This is a genomic window from Prosthecodimorpha hirschii, from assembly GCF_001305515.1.
Classification (GTDB): Bacteria; Pseudomonadota; Alphaproteobacteria; order Rhizobiales; family Ancalomicrobiaceae; genus Prosthecodimorpha; species Prosthecodimorpha hirschii.
Genome location: NZ_LJYW01000001.1, coordinates 4952847 through 4970732, shown reverse-complemented (window position 1 = coordinate 4970732; position 17886 = coordinate 4952847). Strand labels below are relative to the sequence as shown.

The following is a 17886-nucleotide window of genomic DNA, read 5'->3' as shown; positions in this document are numbered from 1 at the left end:
GCCTTTGAGGATCTGAATCCCCCGCCAAAATACAAGGAGCCTCTCCTACTCCGCCGCTTCCCGCACCGAACGCTTGTCGACCCGGGCGGCGCAGTATTTGAACTCCGGGATCTTGCCGAAGGGGTCGAGCTGCGGGTTGGTCAGGAAGTTGGCGGCGGCCTCGTTGAAGCAGAAGGGGACGAAGACGAAGCCTTCCGGGCAGTCGCGGTCGGCGCGCAGCGTCAGTTCGATCTCGCCACGCCGGGTGGACACCTGCACGACCTCGCCGGCCCGCATCTCGCGACGGAGAATCTCGCGCGGGTTCATCAGCGCGACGGGCTCGGGCTCCAACGCGTCGAGCACGCCGGCACGCCGGGTCATCGAGCCGGTATGCCAGTGTTCGAGCATGCGCCCGGTCGAGAGCACCAGCGGGAACTCCACATCCGGCATCTCGTCGGGCGGCAGCACGTCGGCCGGTACGATCCGGGCGCGGCCGTCGCGGGTCGGGAAGCCTTGGGCGAAGATGATCTCGTTGCCGGGCCGGTCCGGCGCGTCGGCCGGATAGGTCACGCTCTCCTCGCGCATCACGCGGTCCCAGGAGATGTTCTTCAGCGACGGCATGGTCGAGGCCATCTCGGCGAACACGTCGGCGACGGTCTCGTAGGACCAGCCGACGCCGATGCGCCGGCCGATATCGTAGAGGATCTCCCAATCCTGCCGCGCCTCGCCCGGCAGGTTGAGCGCCGGGCGGCCCATCTGCACCTGACGGTTGGTGTTGGTGTAGGTGCCGAGCTTCTCGGCATGGGCCGAGGCGGGCAGGATCACGTCGGCATAGAGCGCGGTCTCGGTCAGGAAGATGTCCTGCACGACCAGATGGTCGAGCCGGCACAAGGCCGCCCGGGCATGGTTCTGGTCCGGATCCGACATGGCCGGGTTCTCGCCCTGCACATACATCGCCTTGATCTTGCCCTCATAGGCCTCGTCGATGATCTCGACCACGGTCAGGCCGCGCTTCGGATCGAGCGTGCGGCCCCACAGATCCTCGAAGCGGCCGCGCACGTCCGGGTTCTCGACCGACTGATAGTCCGGGAAGACCATCGGGATCAGGCCGGCATCGGAGGCGCCCTGGACGTTGTTCTGGCCGCGCAGCGGATGCAGGCCGGTGCCGGGCCGGCCGACATGGCCGGTGATCAGCGCCAGCGCGATCAGGCAGCGGGCATTGTCGGTGCCGTGGGTATGTTGCGAGACGCCCATGCCCCAGAAGATGATCGAGCGTTCCGAGGTCGCGTAGGTGCGCGCCACCTCGCGCAGCGTCGCGGCCGCGATGCCGCAGACCGGCTCCATCGCCTCGGGCGTGAAGTCGGCCACCTTGGCCTTCAGCGCCTCGAAGCCGTCGACATTGGCCTGGATATACTGCTCATCATAGAGCTTCTCGGTGACGATGACGTTCAGCATGGCGTTGAGCATCGCCACGTCGGCACCCGGCTTGAACTGCAGCGAACGCCAGGCGAAGCGCGACAGGCCCTGGCCGCGCGGGTCCATCACGACGATCTTCTTGCCGGCCTTGGCGGCCTGCTTGAAATAGGTGTTGGCGACCGGATGGTTCTGCTCGGGGCGCGCGCCGATGACGATGATGAAATCGGCATCCGCCGCCGCCATGAACGGCGCCGAGACCGCACCCGAGCCGACGCCCTCCATCAGCGCCGCGACCGAGGAGGCATGGCACAGCCGGGTGCAATGATCGACATTGTTGGAGCCGAAGCCGACCCGGACCAACTTCTGGAACAGATAGGCTTCCTCGTTGGTGCCCTTGGCCGAGCCGAAGCCGGCGAGCGCATGGGGACCATGGGTGTCGCGCGTGCGGGCGAGCCCGGAGGCCGCCCTCTCCAGCGCCTCCTCCCAGGTCGCCTCGCGGAAATGTGTCCAGGGATTGGCCGGATCCGGCAGGTTGTCGAGCGACTTGGCCACGCCCTCGCGGCGGATCAGCGGCTTCTTCAGGCGCTGCGGATGGCGCACATAGTCGAAGCCGAAGCGGCCCTTGACGCACAGCCGGTTCTCGTTAGACGGGCCGTCGCGGCCATCGACCTGGACGATCCGGTCGTCCTTGACGGCGACCTTGGTCTGGCAGCCGACGCCGCAATAGGGGCAGACGGAATTGACGACCTTGTCGGCCCAGACGGTACGCGTCTTGGCCTCGGCATCCATCAGGCTCTTCTCGAAGAGCGCACCGGTCGGGCAGGCCTGGACGCATTCGCCGCAGGCCACGCAGGTGCTGTCGCCCATCGGATCGTTGATGTCGAAGACCGGCTTCATGGCGTGGCCGCGGCCCGCCATGCCGATCACGTCATTGACCTGGACCTCGCGGCAGGCGCGTACGCACAGGCCGCAGGAGATGCAGGCATCGAGATTGACCGCGATCGCCGGATGCGACACGTCCGCGGCGGGCGCGTGGCCGGCCGGATAGCGCGAGGCTTCGACGCCCATCGCGTCGACCCATTTCCAGAACGAGGAATCCGGGTCGCGGTGGCCCTCGCGGGCCGGCTGGTCGGCGAGCAGGAGCTCGAACACCATCTCGCGCGACTTCTTGGCCCGTTCGGAGGCGGTCTTGACCACCATGCCGGGCGCCGGCATGCGCACGCAGGAGGCGGCCAGCACGCGCTCGCCCTCGATCTCGACCACGCAGGCCCGGCAGTTGCCGTCGGCCCGATAGCCCGGTTCCGGCAGCCAGCACAGATGCGGGATCTCGGTTCCGACGCGCTCGGCCACCTGCCAGATCGTCTCGCCCGGCCGCGCCTCGACTTCACGTCCGTCGAGGGTGAAGGTGATGGTGTCGGTCATGGGTGTCTCCCGCCCTTGCATTCAAGGATTGTGACGCAGGTTGTTGTGGTTGCAGCCGCCGGGCGGCCGGATATAGCGTTGCGCGATGGAGATTCTGTTCTTTGTCGACGAGGACGGCCGCAAGCCTTTCGCGATTTGGCGGCGTGGACTCGACCCGGCCGCCCGAATTCGCGTCGACCGGATGTTGGAGCGTCTCGCCTCAGGCAATCTCGCCAGCCTGAAGGGCGTCGGCGCGGGCGTTCTGGAAGCCCGGATCGACTGGGGACCCGGCTATCGGCTATATATGGGGCGCGACGGCGAGAGGCTGCTGATCCTGCTCGAAGGCGGAACCAAATCGCGCCAATCCGACGATATCGCGACCGCGAAGAAGCGATGGGCGATGTACAAGCGCCAGAAGGGACAAGGCGATGATTAGCACCCATTCCGTCTGGCCCGAGCTCGAAGCCGATGTCGGCGCCGATCCCACCTATCGCGACCTGATGATCGCCGAAGCCGGAACTGCCTTCCTGGAAGGAGAGTTCGAGGTCGCCCGCGGCCTCTTGCGTACCGTTGTCCGGGGCGCGTTCGGATACGACAGCGTGGCCGCCGCGGCGAGCCTGCCGCGAGCAAAACTGGTCCGCGCCCTGCGCCGCTCCGAACCGGCGTCCGCCGCCACCGTGCGGGTCGTTCTGACGGCCGTCAGCCGCCTGGCGGGCATTCGGCTGCAGGTCGAACCGGCCCGGCTCGAAGAGGCCGCGCAAGCCGCCGAATAGCCCCGCACGCACCTGCGCATGCGCCCGCCCCCGCGCGCCGGCCGGGCGGCCCTGGTGCCGGGCGCTCACTTCCCGGCGCCCGCGAAATAGGTCAGCCAGTGGTTGACCGGGTTGGAGGCGGCCTGGCCGAGGCCGCAGATCGAGGCATCGCGCATGACCTGCATCAGGTCGCGGATCGCGCTCTCCTCGACCGGCGCGCCGCTCTTCAGGAGCGCGACCATCTTCTCGCTGCCGACCCGGCACGGCGTGCACTGGCCGCAGCTCTCCTCCTTGAAGAAGGACATCAGGTTCAGCGCCGCCGCCTTGATGTCGTCCTGGTCGGACAGGATCACCACCGCGTGCGAGCCGACGAAGCCACCGAATTTCTCGAAGGTGCCGAAATCGAGCGGCAGGTCGCCCATCTCGGCCGGGAAGATGCCGCCCGAGGCGCCGCCCGGCAGGAAGCCCGCAAAGGCATGACCGTCGAGCATGCCGCCGCAATGCTGGTCGATCAGTTCGCGCACCGAGATGCCGGCCGGCGCGACCTTCACGCCCGGCTGGCGCACGCGGCCGGAGACCGAATAGGACCGGAAGCCCTTGTGGCCTTCCTTGCCTTGCGACGAGAACCAGACCGCGCCCTTCTCGACGATGTCGCGCAGCCAGTAGAGCGTCTCGACATTGTGGTTCAGCGTCGGCCGGCCGAACAGGCCGACCTCGGCGATATAGGGCGGCCGGTGGCGCGGCATGCCGCGCTTGCCCTCGATCGATTCGAGCATCGCCGACTCTTCGCCGCAGATATAGGCCCCCGCGCCGCGGCGCAGTTCGATCGGCGCATGGGCGGCGAGACCGGACAATTCGACGGCGGCGATCTCCTTGGCGAGGATGTCGAGCACGGTCGGATATTCGTCGCGCATGTAGATGTAGATGCGCTCGGCCCCGACCGCCCAGGCGGCGATCAGCGCGCCCTCGATCATCCGGTGCGGGTCGGTTTCGAGATAGTGGCGGTCCTTGAAGGTGCCGGGCTCGCCCTCGTCGCCGTTGACGGTCATCAGGCGCGGGCCCTTGTAGCCGCGCACGAACTGCCACTTGCGGCCGGCCGGGAAGCCGGCGCCGCCGAGGCCGCGCAGGCCCGCATCCGACAGGATCGCGATCAACTCCTCCGGGGTATGCCCGCCCTTCAGACAGGCCTCGAGCAGCCGATAGCCGCCATCGGCGCGGTAGTCGTGGAAGCTGCGGTAATGGGGCACCTCCGGCGCGGTGCGACCGGCCTCGACCGCCGCGGTCACGGTCTCGACGCTGGCATGGCCGAAGGCATGGCGGCCGACCATCACGGCCGGCGCCTCGGCGCAGCGGCCCATGCACGGCGCATGCACGACGCGCACCTCGGCCGCATCGAGCCCCGACTTCAGCGCCGCGGTCAGCGCCTCCGCGCCGGCCAGCGCGCAGGACAGGGAATCGCAGACCCGGATGGTCAGCTTGGCCGGGGCGGGCTCGCCTTCGCGGACCACGTCGAAATGGTGATAGAAGCTCGCCACCTCGAAGACCTCGGCCTGGGCGAGGCGCATTTCGTGGGCGAGCGCGTTGAGATGGCGCGCATGCAGGCAGCCGAACATGTCCTGGATCAGATGCAGATGCTCGATCAGCAGGTCGCGCCGGCGCGGCCGATCCATCAGCAGCGCGCGCACCTCCGCCAGGGCCAGTTCGTCGATCGGCCGGCCCTTGGGCTTGGAGATGTCGCGTCCCTTGCCCGGGCCGCCCGTGATCTTGCGCTGGATGTTCAAGGTTTCCCCCTCAGCGTCTCGTTCTTGGTTGCCGGCCGCCGCGACCGGACCGGACGAACCGGGCCGGCATCGGCCGCCGACGCCCGGGACGCGCCGGACGCGGCGTCCACGACCGAACGATCGGCCCGAGATGCGGCCAGAACAAGATGGCCCGCATCCGGACCCTCCGGCGTGGCGCAGGGAAAATAGCCCCTGGCTATGCCCCGCGCGCCTGGAATTATGATCATTCCAGCGATGAGCGGGAGTTATGGCTGAGGAAACGGAAAGGCCGCCGGACGGAGCCCGGCGGCCTGTCTTCGCGTGGCGATGGCGATCAGCGCGGCGCGAGCCGGATCGCCCCGTCGAGGCGGATCGTCTCGCCGTTGAGCATCGGATTCTCGATGATCGAACGCACCATGGCGGCATATTCCGACGGCCGGCCGAGGCGCGAGGGGAACGGCGTCTGGCGGCCGAGGCTGTCCTGGACCTCCTGCGGCAGGCCCTTGAGCATCGGCGTCTCGAAGAGACCCGGCGCAATCGTCATGACTCGAATGCCGAGGGGCGCGAGGTCGCGCGCGACCGGCAGGGTCAGGCCGACCAGGCCTGCCTTCGAGGCCGAATAGGCCGCCTGGCCGATCTGGCCGTCGAAGGCGGCGACGGAGGCGGTCGCGATCATCACCCCGCGCTCGGCATTCTCGCCGACCGGGTCGAGCGCCGCCATGCCGGTCGCCGCATGCGCCATGGCCCGGAAGGCGCCGGTCAGGTTGATGGCGATGGCCTTCTCGAACAGGCCCATCGGGTGCGGCGCCCCCTTGGCGGTGGTCTTCGCACCCGGCGCGATGCCCGCGCAGGCGACAAGCAGGCGCTCGGGCCCGTGCGCGGCGCGCGCGGCCGCGAAGCCCGCCACCATGCTGGCCTCGTCGGTCACGTCGACCGCACAGAAGATGCCGCCGATCTCGGCCGCCAGGGCCTCGCCCTTCGCCTGGTCGAGATCGAACAGCGCGACCTTGACGCCGCCGGCGGCCAGCATCCTGGCGGTCGCCTCGCCCAGGCCGGAGGCGCCACCGGTGACGACCGCGGCCTTGATCTCGTCGAGACGCATGGATTTCTCTCCCTGATTTGACTTGTCGAGCCTGAAGCGGAGAAACCGCCCGGCGGTCGGCCTTGTCAATGACCCGCTCGTTGGAGAGTCCGAAAGCCGTTCCGGCACCGACGATGCCCGCCCCGCCTACAAAAGAGGCAGCGGACGCCCCGCGAAGGGGCATGACCGGAGCGCCGGATCGAGGCTAGCATGACGCGGATTCCCTATGCCGGGGCTCTTCGCATCCGCCGCCCCTCGTCGAGGTCGTCGCCATGAAACTCGTCTCCCGCTCCCTCTCCGCCGCCGGCCTCGCGCTCGCCGCCCTGCCGGTTCTCGCCACGGCGGCTTCCGCCCATCCGGGCCATGAAGTGGTGGCGAATTTCTCCAGTGGCCTGGCGCATCCCGTCCACGGGGCCGACCATGTCCTCGCCATGGTGGCGGTCGGCCTGCTGGCCGCGCGCTTCGGCGGACGCACGCTGGTCCTGCTGCCGGCCGCCTTCGTCACGGCCATGCTGGCCGGCGGCCTCGCCGGCGTCGTCCTGGGCGGCCTGCCCGCGGTCGAGCCGGGCATCCTGGCCTCGATCGTCGTGCTCGGCCTCGCGGCGGGCGTCGGCGGGCTGGTACCGGCCGGCGCGGCCCTGGCGATCACGGCCGTCTTCGCGGTGTTCCACGGCGCCGCCCACGGCATGGAGATGCCGGCTTCCGGCCCGGCCGCGGCCTATTTCGCCGGCTTCGCCCTGGCGACCGCGCTGCTGCATGCCGCCGGCATCGGGCTCGGCCTGCTGGCCTCGCGCCTGGGCCGGCTGGCCTCGAGCGCCGCCGGCCTGTCGGTCGCGGCGGCCGGCATCGCGATGGCGGCGGGTCTGCTCTGAACGCCGGCCGGGATCAGGCTGCCGCGACCGGGATCAGGCCGCGGCCTGCAGCATGGCGGCGGACAGGCGGCGGTAGAAGGCCTGCCAGGCGGCGGCGGTCTGCGGCGTGAAGGCGGCTCCGAAATGCCGGCCGAGCGCCCAGAGCAACGCCTCCTCGACCAGCGCATAGTCGGCGCTGCCGGCCCCGAGCGCGGCATGCTGGCGCCCGAGCGCCGCGAGTTCCGCCTCGAGGACCGACGGATTGTCGATCATCTGAACCGCAGCGTCGATCATGTCGGCGAACTTGCGGTTCTGCGCGCTCATGTCGTCGGGAAACACGGCCCGGATCCGCGGGGCGATCGCGAACAGGCGCATGTAGAAATTGTTCACGACCGGGATCGGATCGGGCCTGAGGCTTTCGAGGCTGGCCCGCACGAGGGCGGCGTCGTCACGGGTCACGGGGCGGTCTCCGGCTTTCCGCAGCGGCGTCTTGATAGAGGCTGCGACGACGGATCGCCAGCCCAAGCGTTGGGCAGTCCGCGCAGTTGTTTTAATCTTGAAATTTTGAAGGCTGGAGTTAATCTGCCTTCACGAACGGCCGGCACGGGAGGTGCGCAGGCCGCGAATTCGGATAATGTCCGCCGGGAGCCGCCCGGTCAGGCGGCAGTCATCCGTTTGGGAGTGCCAGACCATGAAACTGAAACTGGCGGCTACGGTCGCGCTCGGTGCCCTGCTCGCGTCCGGCGGGGTTGTGCTCGGCACCTCCGCGGCTTCGGCCGACCCGGTCAAGATCGGGCTCGTCTCCACCCTGTCCGGTCCGTCCGCGGCGCTCGGCGTGCATATGCGCGACGGCTTCCAGCTCGCCGTGAAGGAACTCGGCGGCAAGCTCGGCGGGCAGCCGACCGAAGTCGTGGTGGTCGATGACGAGCTGAAGCCCGACGTCGCGGTGACCAAGGTCAAGGCGCTCCTGGAGCGCGACAAGGTCGACGTGGTCGCCGGGGTGGTCTTCTCCAACGTGATGATGGCCGTCGCCAAGCCGGTCTTCGATGCCGAGACCTTCCTGATCTCCGGCAATGCCGGCCCCTCGCCGCTCGCCGGCAAGGCCTGCTCGCCCTTCTTCTTCTCGGCCTCCTATCAGAACGACCAGAACCACGAGGTCATGGGCAAGTTCGCCCAGGACAAGGGCTACAAGCGCGTCATCCTGATGACGCCGAACTACCAGGCCGGCAAGGATTCGATGGCCGGCTTCAAGCGCCACTTCAAGGGCGAGGTGGTCGACGAGATCTTCACCCAGCTCGGCCAGCTCGACTTCTCCGCCGAGCTCGCCAAGATCGCCGCCGCCAAGCCGGATGCGATCTTCACCTTCATGCCCGGCGGCATGGGCGTGAACCTGGTCAAGCAATATGCCCAGGCCGGGCTGGCCGGACAGATTCCGTTCCTGTCGGCCTTCACCATCGACGAGACCACCCTGCCGGCGATCCAGGACGCCTCGATCGGCCTGTTCTCCGGCGCCGAATGGGCACCGAGCCTCGACACGGCCGAGAACAAGGCCTTCGTGGCGGCCTATGAGAAGGAATATGGCGTGGTGCCGTCGCTCTATGCGGCGCAGGGCTACGACGCCGCCAAGCTGATCGACGGCGCCTTGAAGGCGACCGGCGGCAAGGTCTCCGACAAGACCGCCTTCCGCAAGGCGCTGGCGGCCGCCCCCTTCAAGTCGATCCGCGGCGACTTCAAGTTCAACACCAACGGCTTCCCGGTCCAGGACTTCTATGTCGTCAAGGCGGTGAAGCGCGCCGACGGCAAGTTCGCCACCGAGGTCGTCGCCAAGGTGTTCGACGACGCCAAGGACGCCTATGCGGGCGACTGCCCGCTGAAGTGACCCGCCCGCCGGTCAGTCCGGCGTCTCCCTCCGGACGGGCGGCGTTCGGCCGCCGTCCGCCCGGTTCCGGTCGGTCGCATTGAGGTTCAGCGGATGAACACCACCCTCCTCCTCGTCCAGACCCTGAACGGGCTGCAGCTCGGGGTGATCCTGTTCCTGGTCGCGGCCGGGCTGACGCTGGTCTTCGGCGTCATGGACTTCATCAACCTCGCCCACGGCGTCCAGTACATGCTCGGCGCCTATCTGACCGCGACCGCGGTCGCCTGGACCGACCATTTCGGGCTCGGCCTGGCGCTCGGCATGCTGGCCACGCTGGCGGCCGGCTTCGTCCTGGAGATCCTGGTCTATCGTCACCTGACCGGGCGCGACCATCTGGAACAGGTGCTCGCCACCTTCGGGCTGATCCTGTTCATGACCGAGGGCGTCAAGATGGTGTTCGGCGCTTCGCCGATCGCCATGCGGACGCCCGAAATCCTGTCCGGCTCGGTCGTGCTGATGCCGGGCCTGCTCTATCCGGTCTGGCGCATCGCCATCATCGCCTCCGGGCTCGGCGTGGCGCTGCTGCTCTGGCTCCTGGTCGCGCGCACTCGGATCGGCATGCTGGTCCGCGCCGGCTCGACCCATGCGCCGATCGTCTCCGCGCTCGGCGTCGACATCGACCGGCTGTTCATGATCGTGTTCGCCTTCGGGGCGATGCTGGCCGGCTTTGCCGGCTCGATGGCCGCGCCGATCCTGTCGGTCGAACCGAACATGGGCGACGGCGTGCTGATCCTGGCCTTCGTGGTGATCGTGATCGGCGGCATCGGCTCGATCCGCGGCGCCTTCCTGGCCGCCCTGCTGGTCGGGCTGGTCGACACGCTCGGCCGGGCCTTCATGACCGACATCCTGAAACTGTTCTTCGCCAATTCCTCCGCCGCCAAGGCCGGGCCCGCGCTCGCCTCCATGCTGATCTACGTGGTCATGGCGCTGATCCTGTTCTTCCGGCCGCAGGGCCTGTTTCCGGCGGAGCGCCGCTGACCATGGCCACCGCGCCCGCCGCCAACGACAATGCCCGCCCGAGCCGTCTCGGACCGTTCCTGCGCTCGCCGGCCTTCGGGCTGGTGCTGGTCGCCCTGCTGGCGGCCGCGCCCGCGGCCGCTGTCCTGCTCGGCCAGCCCTTCTGGCTGACCATGGCGACCCGCGTCGCCATCTTCGCGCTGGCCGCCCTGTCGCTCTCCTTCATCCTCGGCCAGGGCGGGCTGGTCAGCTTCGGCCATGCCGCGCCCTTCGGCATCGGCGCCTATGCGGTGCTGATCCTGGCCGATCTCGGCTTCACCGATGCGCTCGTCGCCTTCCCCGTGGCCTTCCTGGCGGGCGCGCTGTTCTCCGGCGTGACCGGGACGGTCGCGCTCAGGACGCGCGGCGTCTATTTCATCATGATCACGCTGGCGCTCGCCCAGATGGCCTTCTTCACCTTCACCAGCCTGTCGGCCTATGGCGGCGACGACGGCATGACGCTGTGGGCGCGCTCCACCGTCGCCGGGCAGAAATGGCTGAAGAACGATCTTACCTTCGCCTATCTGGCGATCGGCCTGCTGGCCCTGTTCCTGGTCCTCGGCAACCGCGTGCTGGCCTCCCGCTTCGGGCGCGTGTTCCGCGGCCTGAAGGAGAACGAGAGCCGGCTCGCCGCGCTCGGCTACGACGCCTATCCGGTCCGCCTGGTCGCCTATGCGCTGGCCGGCGGCGTCGCCGCGGTCGCCGGGGCGCTGCTCGCCAACCAGACCGAATTCGTCTCGCCGGCCTATATGGCCTGGCAGCGCTCGGGCGACCTGATCGTGATGGTCGTGCTCGGCGGGCTCGGCCCGCTGCACGGCGCCATCGTCGGCGCGGCCGTGGTGCTGGTCGTCGAGGAGACGCTGTCGCATCTGACCGAGCACTGGAAGATCATCTTCGGCCCGCTCCTGATCCTGATCGTGCTCCTGCGCGGCGGCCTCATCGCCCGCATCCTGGGAGGCCGCCGTGGCTGACCCGATCCTCAAGCTCGACGATCTCTCCAAGAATTTCGGCGCCCTGCCGGTCACCCGCCACGTCTCGCTGGAGGTGCTGCCCGGCGAGATCCATGCCGTGATCGGCCCGAACGGCGCCGGCAAGACGACGCTGATCAACCAGATCTCGGGCGTCCTGAAGCCCGACCGCGGCCGGGTCCTGTTCGCCGGCCAGGACGTGACCCGTCTCGGCGTCGCCGCCCGGGCGCGGCTCGGCCTCGCCCGCATCTTCCAGATCTCCAGCGTGGTCGCCGGCTTCTCGGCGCAGGAGAATGTGGCGCTCGCCGCCCAGGCCAAGGCCGGCTCCTCGTTCCGCTTCCTGAAGCCCGCTCGGGCCGACCGGGCGATCGAGGACAAGGCCGCCGAGAGCCTCGCCGCCGTCGGCCTCGCCCGGCGCGCCGACGTGGCCGCCGCGCTCCTCTCGCACGGCGAGAAACGCGCGCTGGAACTGGCCATGGCGCTCGTCCAGGCGCCGCGCCTCGTGCTGCTCGACGAGCCGATGGCCGGCACCGGCAAGGCCGAAACCGAGCGGCTGACCGAGCTTCTCGCCGGCCTGCGCGGCCGCCTGCCGATGCTCCTGATCGAGCACGACATGGCCACCGTCTTCGCGCTCGCCGACCGGATCACCGTGCTGGTCGAAGGCGCGGTCGCGGCGAGCGGGTCGCCCGAGGCCATCCGCAACGACCCGGTCGTCCGCCGGGCCTATCTCGGCGAGGACGCCCACGCATGACCGCCCCCCTCCTCCGCATCGAGGCGCTCGAAGCCGGCTACGGCGCCGCGCAGGTCCTGTTCGGCGTCACGCTCGACATCGAGGCCGGCTCGGTCACGACGCTGATCGGCCGCAACGGCATGGGCAAGACGACCACCATCCGCACCGTCTTCGGCCTGATCCGGCCCAAGGCCGGCCGCGTCCAGGTCGAGGGCCGCGATCTCGCCGGCGCGCCGCCCTACCGCATCGCCCAGGCCGGGCTCGGCTATGTGCCGGAAGGCCGCCACATCTTTCCGCGCCTCGGCGTGGAGGAGAACCTGACCGCCACCGCCGCCAGCCGGCAGGGCCGCTCGGCCTGGACGCTGGAGCGGGTCTACCAGTTCTTCCCGCGCCTGAAGGAACGGCGCGGCAATCTCGGCACTCAGCTGTCGGGCGGCGAACAGCAGATGCTGGCGATCGGCCGCGCGCTGATGACCAACCCGAAGCTGCTCGTGCTCGACGAGGCGACCGAAGGCCTCGCCCCGGTGGTGCGCGCCGAGATCTGGCAGGTGCTCGAAGCCCTCAAGCGCGAGGGCCTCGCCATCCTGGTGGTCGACAAGAATCTCGAAGCCCTCGCCCGCCTCGCCGACCGCCACGCCATCCTGGAGAAGGGCGAAATCGTCTGGACCGGCACCACCCCCGACCTGAAGGCTCCCGGCGGCCCGATCGAACGCTACCTCGCATTCTGATTTTTCGCCCGGCGCTCCGGCCGGGAGTGTGCTGCACTCCGGTCGGGAATGCGCGGACCCAAAATGCGCCGCGAAATAGCGCATTCATCCCCAGATCCGCAGGCGCCCCCGGATCTCTTCCAAGCCTGAGGGCACCCCCGATCATTCCCGGGCCTGTGGCCACGCGACGATCTCCCGGCCGCATCCCCGGACAAGGCCCGAAGGGCCGCCGATCCGGGGCCTACTCGCCTCGCAACGGCATCAAGATCGGCAGTCCGATCAATAGCTTGTCGCATGTGGCAAGCAGAGTAGGTCCCGGCTCTCCGCTGTCGCTGCGGCCGGGAATGCGGTGCGAGATGGTGCGTCCATCACCGGATCGGCGGACGCCCCCGGATCTCTTCCACAGGCACCCCCGATCTCTTCCGCGGGCGCCCCCCGGATCTCGTCCGCGACCACCCTCTATCTTCTCCGCGGGCGCCCCCCAATCTCCCAGCCGCATCCCCGGACAAGGCCCGAAGGGCCGCCGATCCGGGGCCTACTCGCCTCGCGGCGGCATCAAGATCGCGTGTGGCGACAAGCACTTGCGACGCGTCGCCAGCAGAGTGGGTCCCGGCTCTCCGCTACGCTCCGGCCGGGAATGCGCTGCGAGATGGCGCATCCATCCCCAGATCCGCGGGCGCCCCTCGATCTCTTCCACTGACGCCCCCCGATCTCTTCCGCGGGCGCCCCCGATCTCCCGGTCGCATCCCCGGACAAGGCCCGAAGGGCCGCCGATCCGGGGCCTACTCACCGCGCAGCGGCATCAAGATCGCGTGTGGCGACAAGCACTTGCGGCGCGTCGCCAGCAGAGTGGGTCCCGGCTCTCCGATACGCTGCGGCCGGGAATGCGCTGCGAGATCGCGCATCCATCCCCAGATCCGCGGACGCCTCTCGATCTCGGCCGCGGACGCCTCTCGATCTCTGCCGCGGGCGCCCCTCGATCTCTTCCACAGGCACCCCCGATCTCTCCCACAGGCACCCCCATCTCTCCCGCGACCGCCCCCGATCTCTCGGCCGCATCCCCGGACAAGGCCCACCAGCGCGCGTCCGCAATATTACGAATAATTAATCCGCTCGACAGGGCACGTTTAGGTCCGTTCGGCGATTGTCCAGTCCATCGACGGCGCGCTTCCGCAGCCCGCCGTTCACCGAAACACTGGACGGAGCTCACTCCATGACCCTCGAAGACGTGAAGAAGGCCGGCAGTCTGATCGCGGCACGGCGCAAGACGCTGCTGGCCGGCGTCCTGTCGCTCGGTCTCGTCGGCACGCTGGCCGCCGAGAGCCTGTTCGTCGGGACGCCCGCCGCCAAGGCGCAGACCGTCACGGCGCCCGGCGTGCCGCAGAACGGGCATGCGATCAACACCTTCTCGTTCGCCGACGTGGTCGACCGTGTCGGCCCCGCGGTCGTCTCGATCCGCGTCAAGGCCGACCAGCCGCGCCAGTTCATGAGCGACATCTTCCCGGACGTGCCCGAAGGCAGCCCGCTCGAGCGCTTCTTCCGCGAATGGCAGGATCGCGGCGGCCCCAACGGCGGCCCGGGCGAACGCGGCAACCGGCGCGGCGAAGGCCCGCGCGGCAACAACGCCCCGGTCACCTCGCAGGGCTCGGGCTTCATCATCGCCCCGGAAGGCAAGATCGTCACCAACTTCCATGTCGTGAAGGGCGCCCGCGAGGTCACCGTGGTGACCACCGACGGCAGCGAATACCGCGCCACGGTGCTCGGCTCGGACGAGAAGACCGACGTGGCGCTGGTCCAGATCGACGAGAAGGGCAAGACCTTCCCGACCGTACCCTTCGCCCGCAACGAGATCCGCGTCGGCGACTGGGTGCTGGCGGTCGGCAATCCGTTCGGCCTCGGCGGTTCGGTCACCGCCGGCATCATCTCGGCCCGCGGCCGCGAGATCGGCGCCGGTCCCTATGACGACTTCCTGCAGATCGACGCGCCGATCAACCGCGGCAATTCCGGCGGCCCGACCTTCAACCTCGCCGGCGAGGTGGTCGGCATGAACACGGCGATTTTCTCGCCCTCGGGCGGCTCGGTCGGCATCGGCTTCGCCATCCCGACCTCCACGGTCGAGCGGGTGATCGCCCAGTTGGAGAAGAACGGCCAGGTCGTCCGCGGCTGGCTCGGCGTGCAGATCCAGGGCATCAACCGCGACATCGCCGACAGCCTCGGCATGAAGCAGGCGCGCGGTGCGCTGGTCGCCGAGCCGCAGGCCGACAGCCCGGCCGCCAAGGCCGGCATCAAGTCCGGCGACGTGATCCTGGCCGTCGAAGGCAAGCCGGTGCGCAACCCGCGCGATCTGGCCCGCACCGTGGCCGGCTACGATCCGGGTTCGACCGTCCGCGTGACGCTGCTGCGCGCCGGCAAGGAACAGGACGTGTCGGTGGTGCTCGGCAAGCTGCCGAACGAGCAGCGGCGCGCGGATGCCGGTCGCAGCGGCGATGACGGCGTCCCGGGCTCGACCTCGCTGGCCGATCTCGGCGTGATGGTCTCGCCGGCCTCCGAGGTCGGCCAGGGCGACCGCGGCGTGGCCGTGGTGCGCGTCGACCCGGCCGGTCCCGCGGCGAGCCGCGGCATCGAGGTCGGCGATCTGATCCTGGATATCCAGGGCACGCCGGTCGCCACCGCGCGCGATCTCGGCAGCGCGATCAGCAAGGCCCGCGCCGACGGCCGCCGCAGCGTCCTCGCCCGCGTCGTCAAGAACGGCGAGACCCGCTTCGTGCCGCTGCCGCTCGCCTCGTCCTGATCCGTCCCTTCCCTCGGAGCCGCCGCACATCCTCCCCCGTGTGCTGCGGCGGCCCCACCCGGAAGCCCGTTCCCCGCCCCACCCCCGTGTGGGGTCGCCCTTCCCCTCGGGCCACCCCACCCGATGGGCTTCCGGCCGCGCCAGAGCGGCGTCCGACGCGCCTCCCCGCGCCGGGCGCCGCTCTCGGCGCTTCCATCGCGCGGCCCTGCGCCCCGCCGGCCCGCAATCCCGCCATCCGGCGCCTTGCACGACCTGACGGCGGCCCTCCTCCGGCTGTATGATCGAGCCATGCGGATTCTCATCATCGAAGACGATCGCGAGGCGGCCCAGTATCTTCTGAAGGCGCTTCGCGAAGCCGGCCATGTGCCGGATCACGCGGCCGACGGCGACGACGGCTGGCATATGGCGTCGGGCGGCGGCTACGACGTGCTGGTGGTCGACCGGATGCTGCCGAAGCGCGACGGCCTGTCGATCGTCGAGGCCCTGCGGGCGGACCACGACGAGACGCCGGTCCTGATCCTCTCGGCGCTCGGTCAGGTCGACGACCGGGTCAAAGGCCTGCGCGCCGGCGGCGACGACTATCTCGCCAAGCCCTATGCCTTCACCGAACTGCTCGCCCGGGTCGAGGCGCTCGGGCGGCGCCGGCGGCCCGGCGAGGCGGAAACGACGCTCCGGGTCGGCGATCTGGTGCTCGACCGGCTGTCGCATTCTGTCACCCGCGCCGGCCAGGACGTGCCGCTGCAGCCGCGCGAGTTCCGGCTGCTCGAATATCTGATGAAGCATGCCGGCCAGGTGGTCACCCGCACGATGCTCTTGGAGAATGTCTGGGACTATCATTTCGATCCCCAGACCAACGTCATCGACGTGCACATGTCGCGGCTGCGCGCCAAGGTCGACAAGGGACAGGAGCGGTCGCTGCTGCACACCGTGCGCGGCGCCGGCTACATGATCCGCGATCCTGCGCGCTGAGGACGGAACGCCATGGTCTCCGCCCTCGGCCGCTTCCTTCGGACGACCGCGTTCCGGCTGACCCTGGTCTATCTCGTCGTGTTCTCGATCGTGACCGTGTTCCTGATCGGTTACGTCACCCGGACCACGAACGAGTTGCTGACACGCCAGCTGCGCGAGGCGATCGACCAGGAAGTCGCCGAGCTGGACGAACAGTATCAGGCCGGCGGGCTGCGGCGGCTCCTGACGGCCATCGACCAGAAGAGCCGGGCGCCCGGCGCGGGCCTCTACCTGCTGGCGGACTTCTCCGGCAATCCGGTCGTCGGCAACATCGCCGACATCCCGCCCGCCATCCTGGACGATGCCGCGGAGACGGCGCATCCGATCCGCTACGCCCGCTTCGACGGCGACCGCAAGCAGAACCATGTCGCGCTGGTCCGCGTGCTGCAGTTCGACGGCGGGTTCCGGGCCCTGGTCGGCCGCGACATCGGCGAGCGCGACCGGTTTCGCGACCTGTTCGGCCGCTCGTTCCGGGTCGTGATGGGCGTCATGGTGGTGCTGGCCCTGGTCACCTGGTGGTTCGTGTCGCGCCGGGTGCTGCGCCGGATCGATCAGGTCACGGCGACCTCGGCGCGCATCGTCGCCGGCGACCTGACGGACCGTCTGCCGGTGACCGGGTCGGGCGACGAGTTCGACCGGCTGGCGCTCGCCGTCAACGACATGCTCGGCCGCATCGACGATTTGATGAAAGGTCTGAAGGAGGTTTCCGACAACATCGCCCACGACCTCAAGACGCCGCTGACGCGCATGCGCAACCGCGTCGACGAGGCGCTCGGCGGCGAGCCCGACCCGGCCCGCTACCGGTCGGCGCTCGAGGCGACGATCGAGGAATCCGATGCCCTGATCCGCACCTTCAACGCGCTTCTGATGATCGCGCGGGTCGAGTCCGGCGGGCAGCCGGCCGAGACCGCCACCGTCGATCTGGCCGGGATCGCCCGCGAGGTCGCCGAATTCTACGAGCCGGTCGCCGAGGAGGACGGCGTGCGCATCGAGGTCGACGCCGAACTGGCGGCACCGGTCCTCGGCAGCCGCGAACTGATCGCCCAGGCGCTCGGCAACCTGATCGACAATGCCCTGAAATACGGCCGCGTCGAAGGTCGCGCCGCGGTCATCCGCGTCGCCGTCGCCCGCGACGGCGCGTCCGCGGTGGCAACCGTCGCCGACAACGGGACGGGTGTCGCGGAGGGCGAGCGCGAGCGCGTGCTGTCGCGCTTCGTCCGACTGGAGGCGAGCCGCTCGAAGCCCGGATCGGGGCTGGGACTGTCGCTGGTCGCCGCCGTGATGCGCCACCACCGCGGCAGCATGGTGCTCGGAGATGCCGGTCCGGGACTGAAAGTCGACCTGCACTTCCCGGCGGTCGAGGGGCCGATCTCCAATAAGGGTTAGTCCGTATCCGCCGTCAGCTTTTGGTCATCTCTCCAAGTTGATAGCTGCATAAATTTATATATTGCGAAGGATAGGCTTGTAAAAATCTCGAATTCGCACCCATTCGAGCCGCCGCCGCTTAAATTTTTAATCGCACTCCATT

15 protein-coding genes are annotated in these 17886 nt (G+C 69.4%); 11 read left to right on the top strand and 4 right to left on the bottom strand.

Annotated elements, in window-relative coordinates:
- Positions 1 to 45: 45 nt before the first annotated feature.
- A complete protein-coding gene (fdhF, locus tag ABB55_RS21955; RefSeq protein WP_054360725.1) occupies positions 46 to 2817 on the bottom strand; it encodes a formate dehydrogenase subunit alpha in 2772 nt (923 codons plus the stop codon).
- An 85-nt stretch (positions 2818 to 2902) separates the two neighbouring features.
- On the opposite strand from fdhF, the gene ABB55_RS21950 reads away from it, so the two are divergent.
- Both ABB55_RS21950 and ABB55_RS21945 read left to right on the top strand, forming a co-directional pair.
- Positions 2903 to 3232 carry a type II toxin-antitoxin system RelE/ParE family toxin gene (locus ABB55_RS21950; RefSeq protein ID WP_054360724.1) on the top strand — a complete coding sequence of 110 codons (330 nt, stop codon included), beginning with the start codon at positions 2903 to 2905 and terminating at the stop codon, positions 3230 to 3232.
- Positions 3225 to 3569 (top strand): hypothetical protein, encoded by a 345-nt coding sequence (locus ABB55_RS21945; RefSeq protein ID WP_054360723.1) that lies wholly within the window; start codon positions 3225 to 3227, stop codon positions 3567 to 3569. The genes ABB55_RS21950 and ABB55_RS21945 overlap by 8 nt, the downstream gene beginning before the upstream one ends.
- A 65-nt stretch (positions 3570 to 3634) precedes the next feature.
- Here ABB55_RS21945 and ABB55_RS21940 read toward each other — a convergent pair whose 3' ends face one another.
- Both ABB55_RS21940 and ABB55_RS21935 read right to left on the bottom strand, forming a co-directional pair.
- A complete protein-coding gene (locus ABB55_RS21940) occupies positions 3635 to 5218 on the bottom strand; it encodes an NAD(P)H-dependent oxidoreductase subunit E (protein ID WP_200912131.1) in 1584 nt (527 codons plus the stop codon).
- 424 nt (positions 5219 to 5642) lie between these two features.
- Positions 5643 to 6410: an SDR family NAD(P)-dependent oxidoreductase gene (locus ABB55_RS21935; RefSeq protein WP_054360722.1), complete on the bottom strand. Its 768-nt coding sequence runs from the start codon at positions 6408 to 6410 to the stop codon at positions 5643 to 5645.
- 251 nt (positions 6411 to 6661) lie between these two features.
- Here ABB55_RS21935 and ABB55_RS21930 point away from each other — a divergent pair, with 251 nt between their 5' ends.
- Complete coding sequence (locus ABB55_RS21930; RefSeq protein WP_054360721.1) at positions 6662 to 7261, top strand: HupE/UreJ family protein; 600 nt, start codon at positions 6662 to 6664, stop codon at positions 7259 to 7261.
- A 33-nt stretch (positions 7262 to 7294) separates the two neighbouring features.
- On the opposite strand, the gene ABB55_RS21925 is transcribed toward ABB55_RS21930, so the two are convergent.
- Positions 7295 to 7699 (bottom strand): globin domain-containing protein, encoded by a 405-nt coding sequence (locus tag ABB55_RS21925; RefSeq protein ID WP_054360720.1) that lies wholly within the window; start codon positions 7697 to 7699, stop codon positions 7295 to 7297.
- Between the two features lie 232 nt (positions 7700 to 7931).
- On the opposite strand from ABB55_RS21925, the gene ABB55_RS21920 reads away from it, so the two are divergent.
- The 8 genes from ABB55_RS21920 to ABB55_RS21885 all read left to right on the top strand — a co-directional run bounded on the left by ABB55_RS21920 (position 7932) and on the right by ABB55_RS21885 (position 17744).
- Positions 7932 to 9119, top strand: coding sequence for an ABC transporter substrate-binding protein (locus tag ABB55_RS21920; protein WP_152982134.1), 1188 nt, complete (start codon positions 7932 to 7934; stop codon positions 9117 to 9119).
- 93 nt (positions 9120 to 9212) lie between these two features.
- Positions 9213 to 10136 (top strand): branched-chain amino acid ABC transporter permease, encoded by a 924-nt coding sequence (locus ABB55_RS21915; RefSeq protein ID WP_054360719.1) that lies wholly within the window; start codon positions 9213 to 9215, stop codon positions 10134 to 10136.
- Positions 10137 to 10138: 2 nt separating this feature from the next.
- Positions 10139 to 11125, top strand: coding sequence for a branched-chain amino acid ABC transporter permease (locus tag ABB55_RS21910; protein WP_054360718.1), 987 nt, complete (start codon positions 10139 to 10141; stop codon positions 11123 to 11125).
- Positions 11118 to 11873 (top strand): ABC transporter ATP-binding protein, encoded by a 756-nt coding sequence (locus ABB55_RS21905; protein WP_054360717.1) that lies wholly within the window; start codon positions 11118 to 11120, stop codon positions 11871 to 11873. The genes ABB55_RS21910 and ABB55_RS21905 overlap by 8 nt, the downstream gene beginning before the upstream one ends.
- A complete protein-coding gene (locus tag ABB55_RS21900; RefSeq protein ID WP_054360716.1) occupies positions 11870 to 12580 on the top strand; it encodes an ABC transporter ATP-binding protein in 711 nt (236 codons plus the stop codon). Before ABB55_RS21905 ends, ABB55_RS21900 begins: the two co-directional genes overlap by 4 nt.
- 1192 nt (positions 12581 to 13772) lie before the next feature.
- A complete protein-coding gene (locus ABB55_RS21895; protein WP_054360715.1) occupies positions 13773 to 15350 on the top strand; it encodes a Do family serine endopeptidase in 1578 nt (525 codons plus the stop codon).
- Positions 15351 to 15638: 288 nt separating this feature from the next.
- Positions 15639 to 16319 (top strand): response regulator transcription factor, encoded by a 681-nt coding sequence (locus ABB55_RS21890; RefSeq protein ID WP_054360714.1) that lies wholly within the window; start codon positions 15639 to 15641, stop codon positions 16317 to 16319.
- A 12-nt stretch (positions 16320 to 16331) separates the two neighbouring features.
- A complete protein-coding gene (locus tag ABB55_RS21885) occupies positions 16332 to 17744 on the top strand; it encodes an ATP-binding protein (protein ID WP_054360713.1) in 1413 nt (470 codons plus the stop codon).
- Positions 17745 to 17886 lie beyond the last annotated feature (142 nt).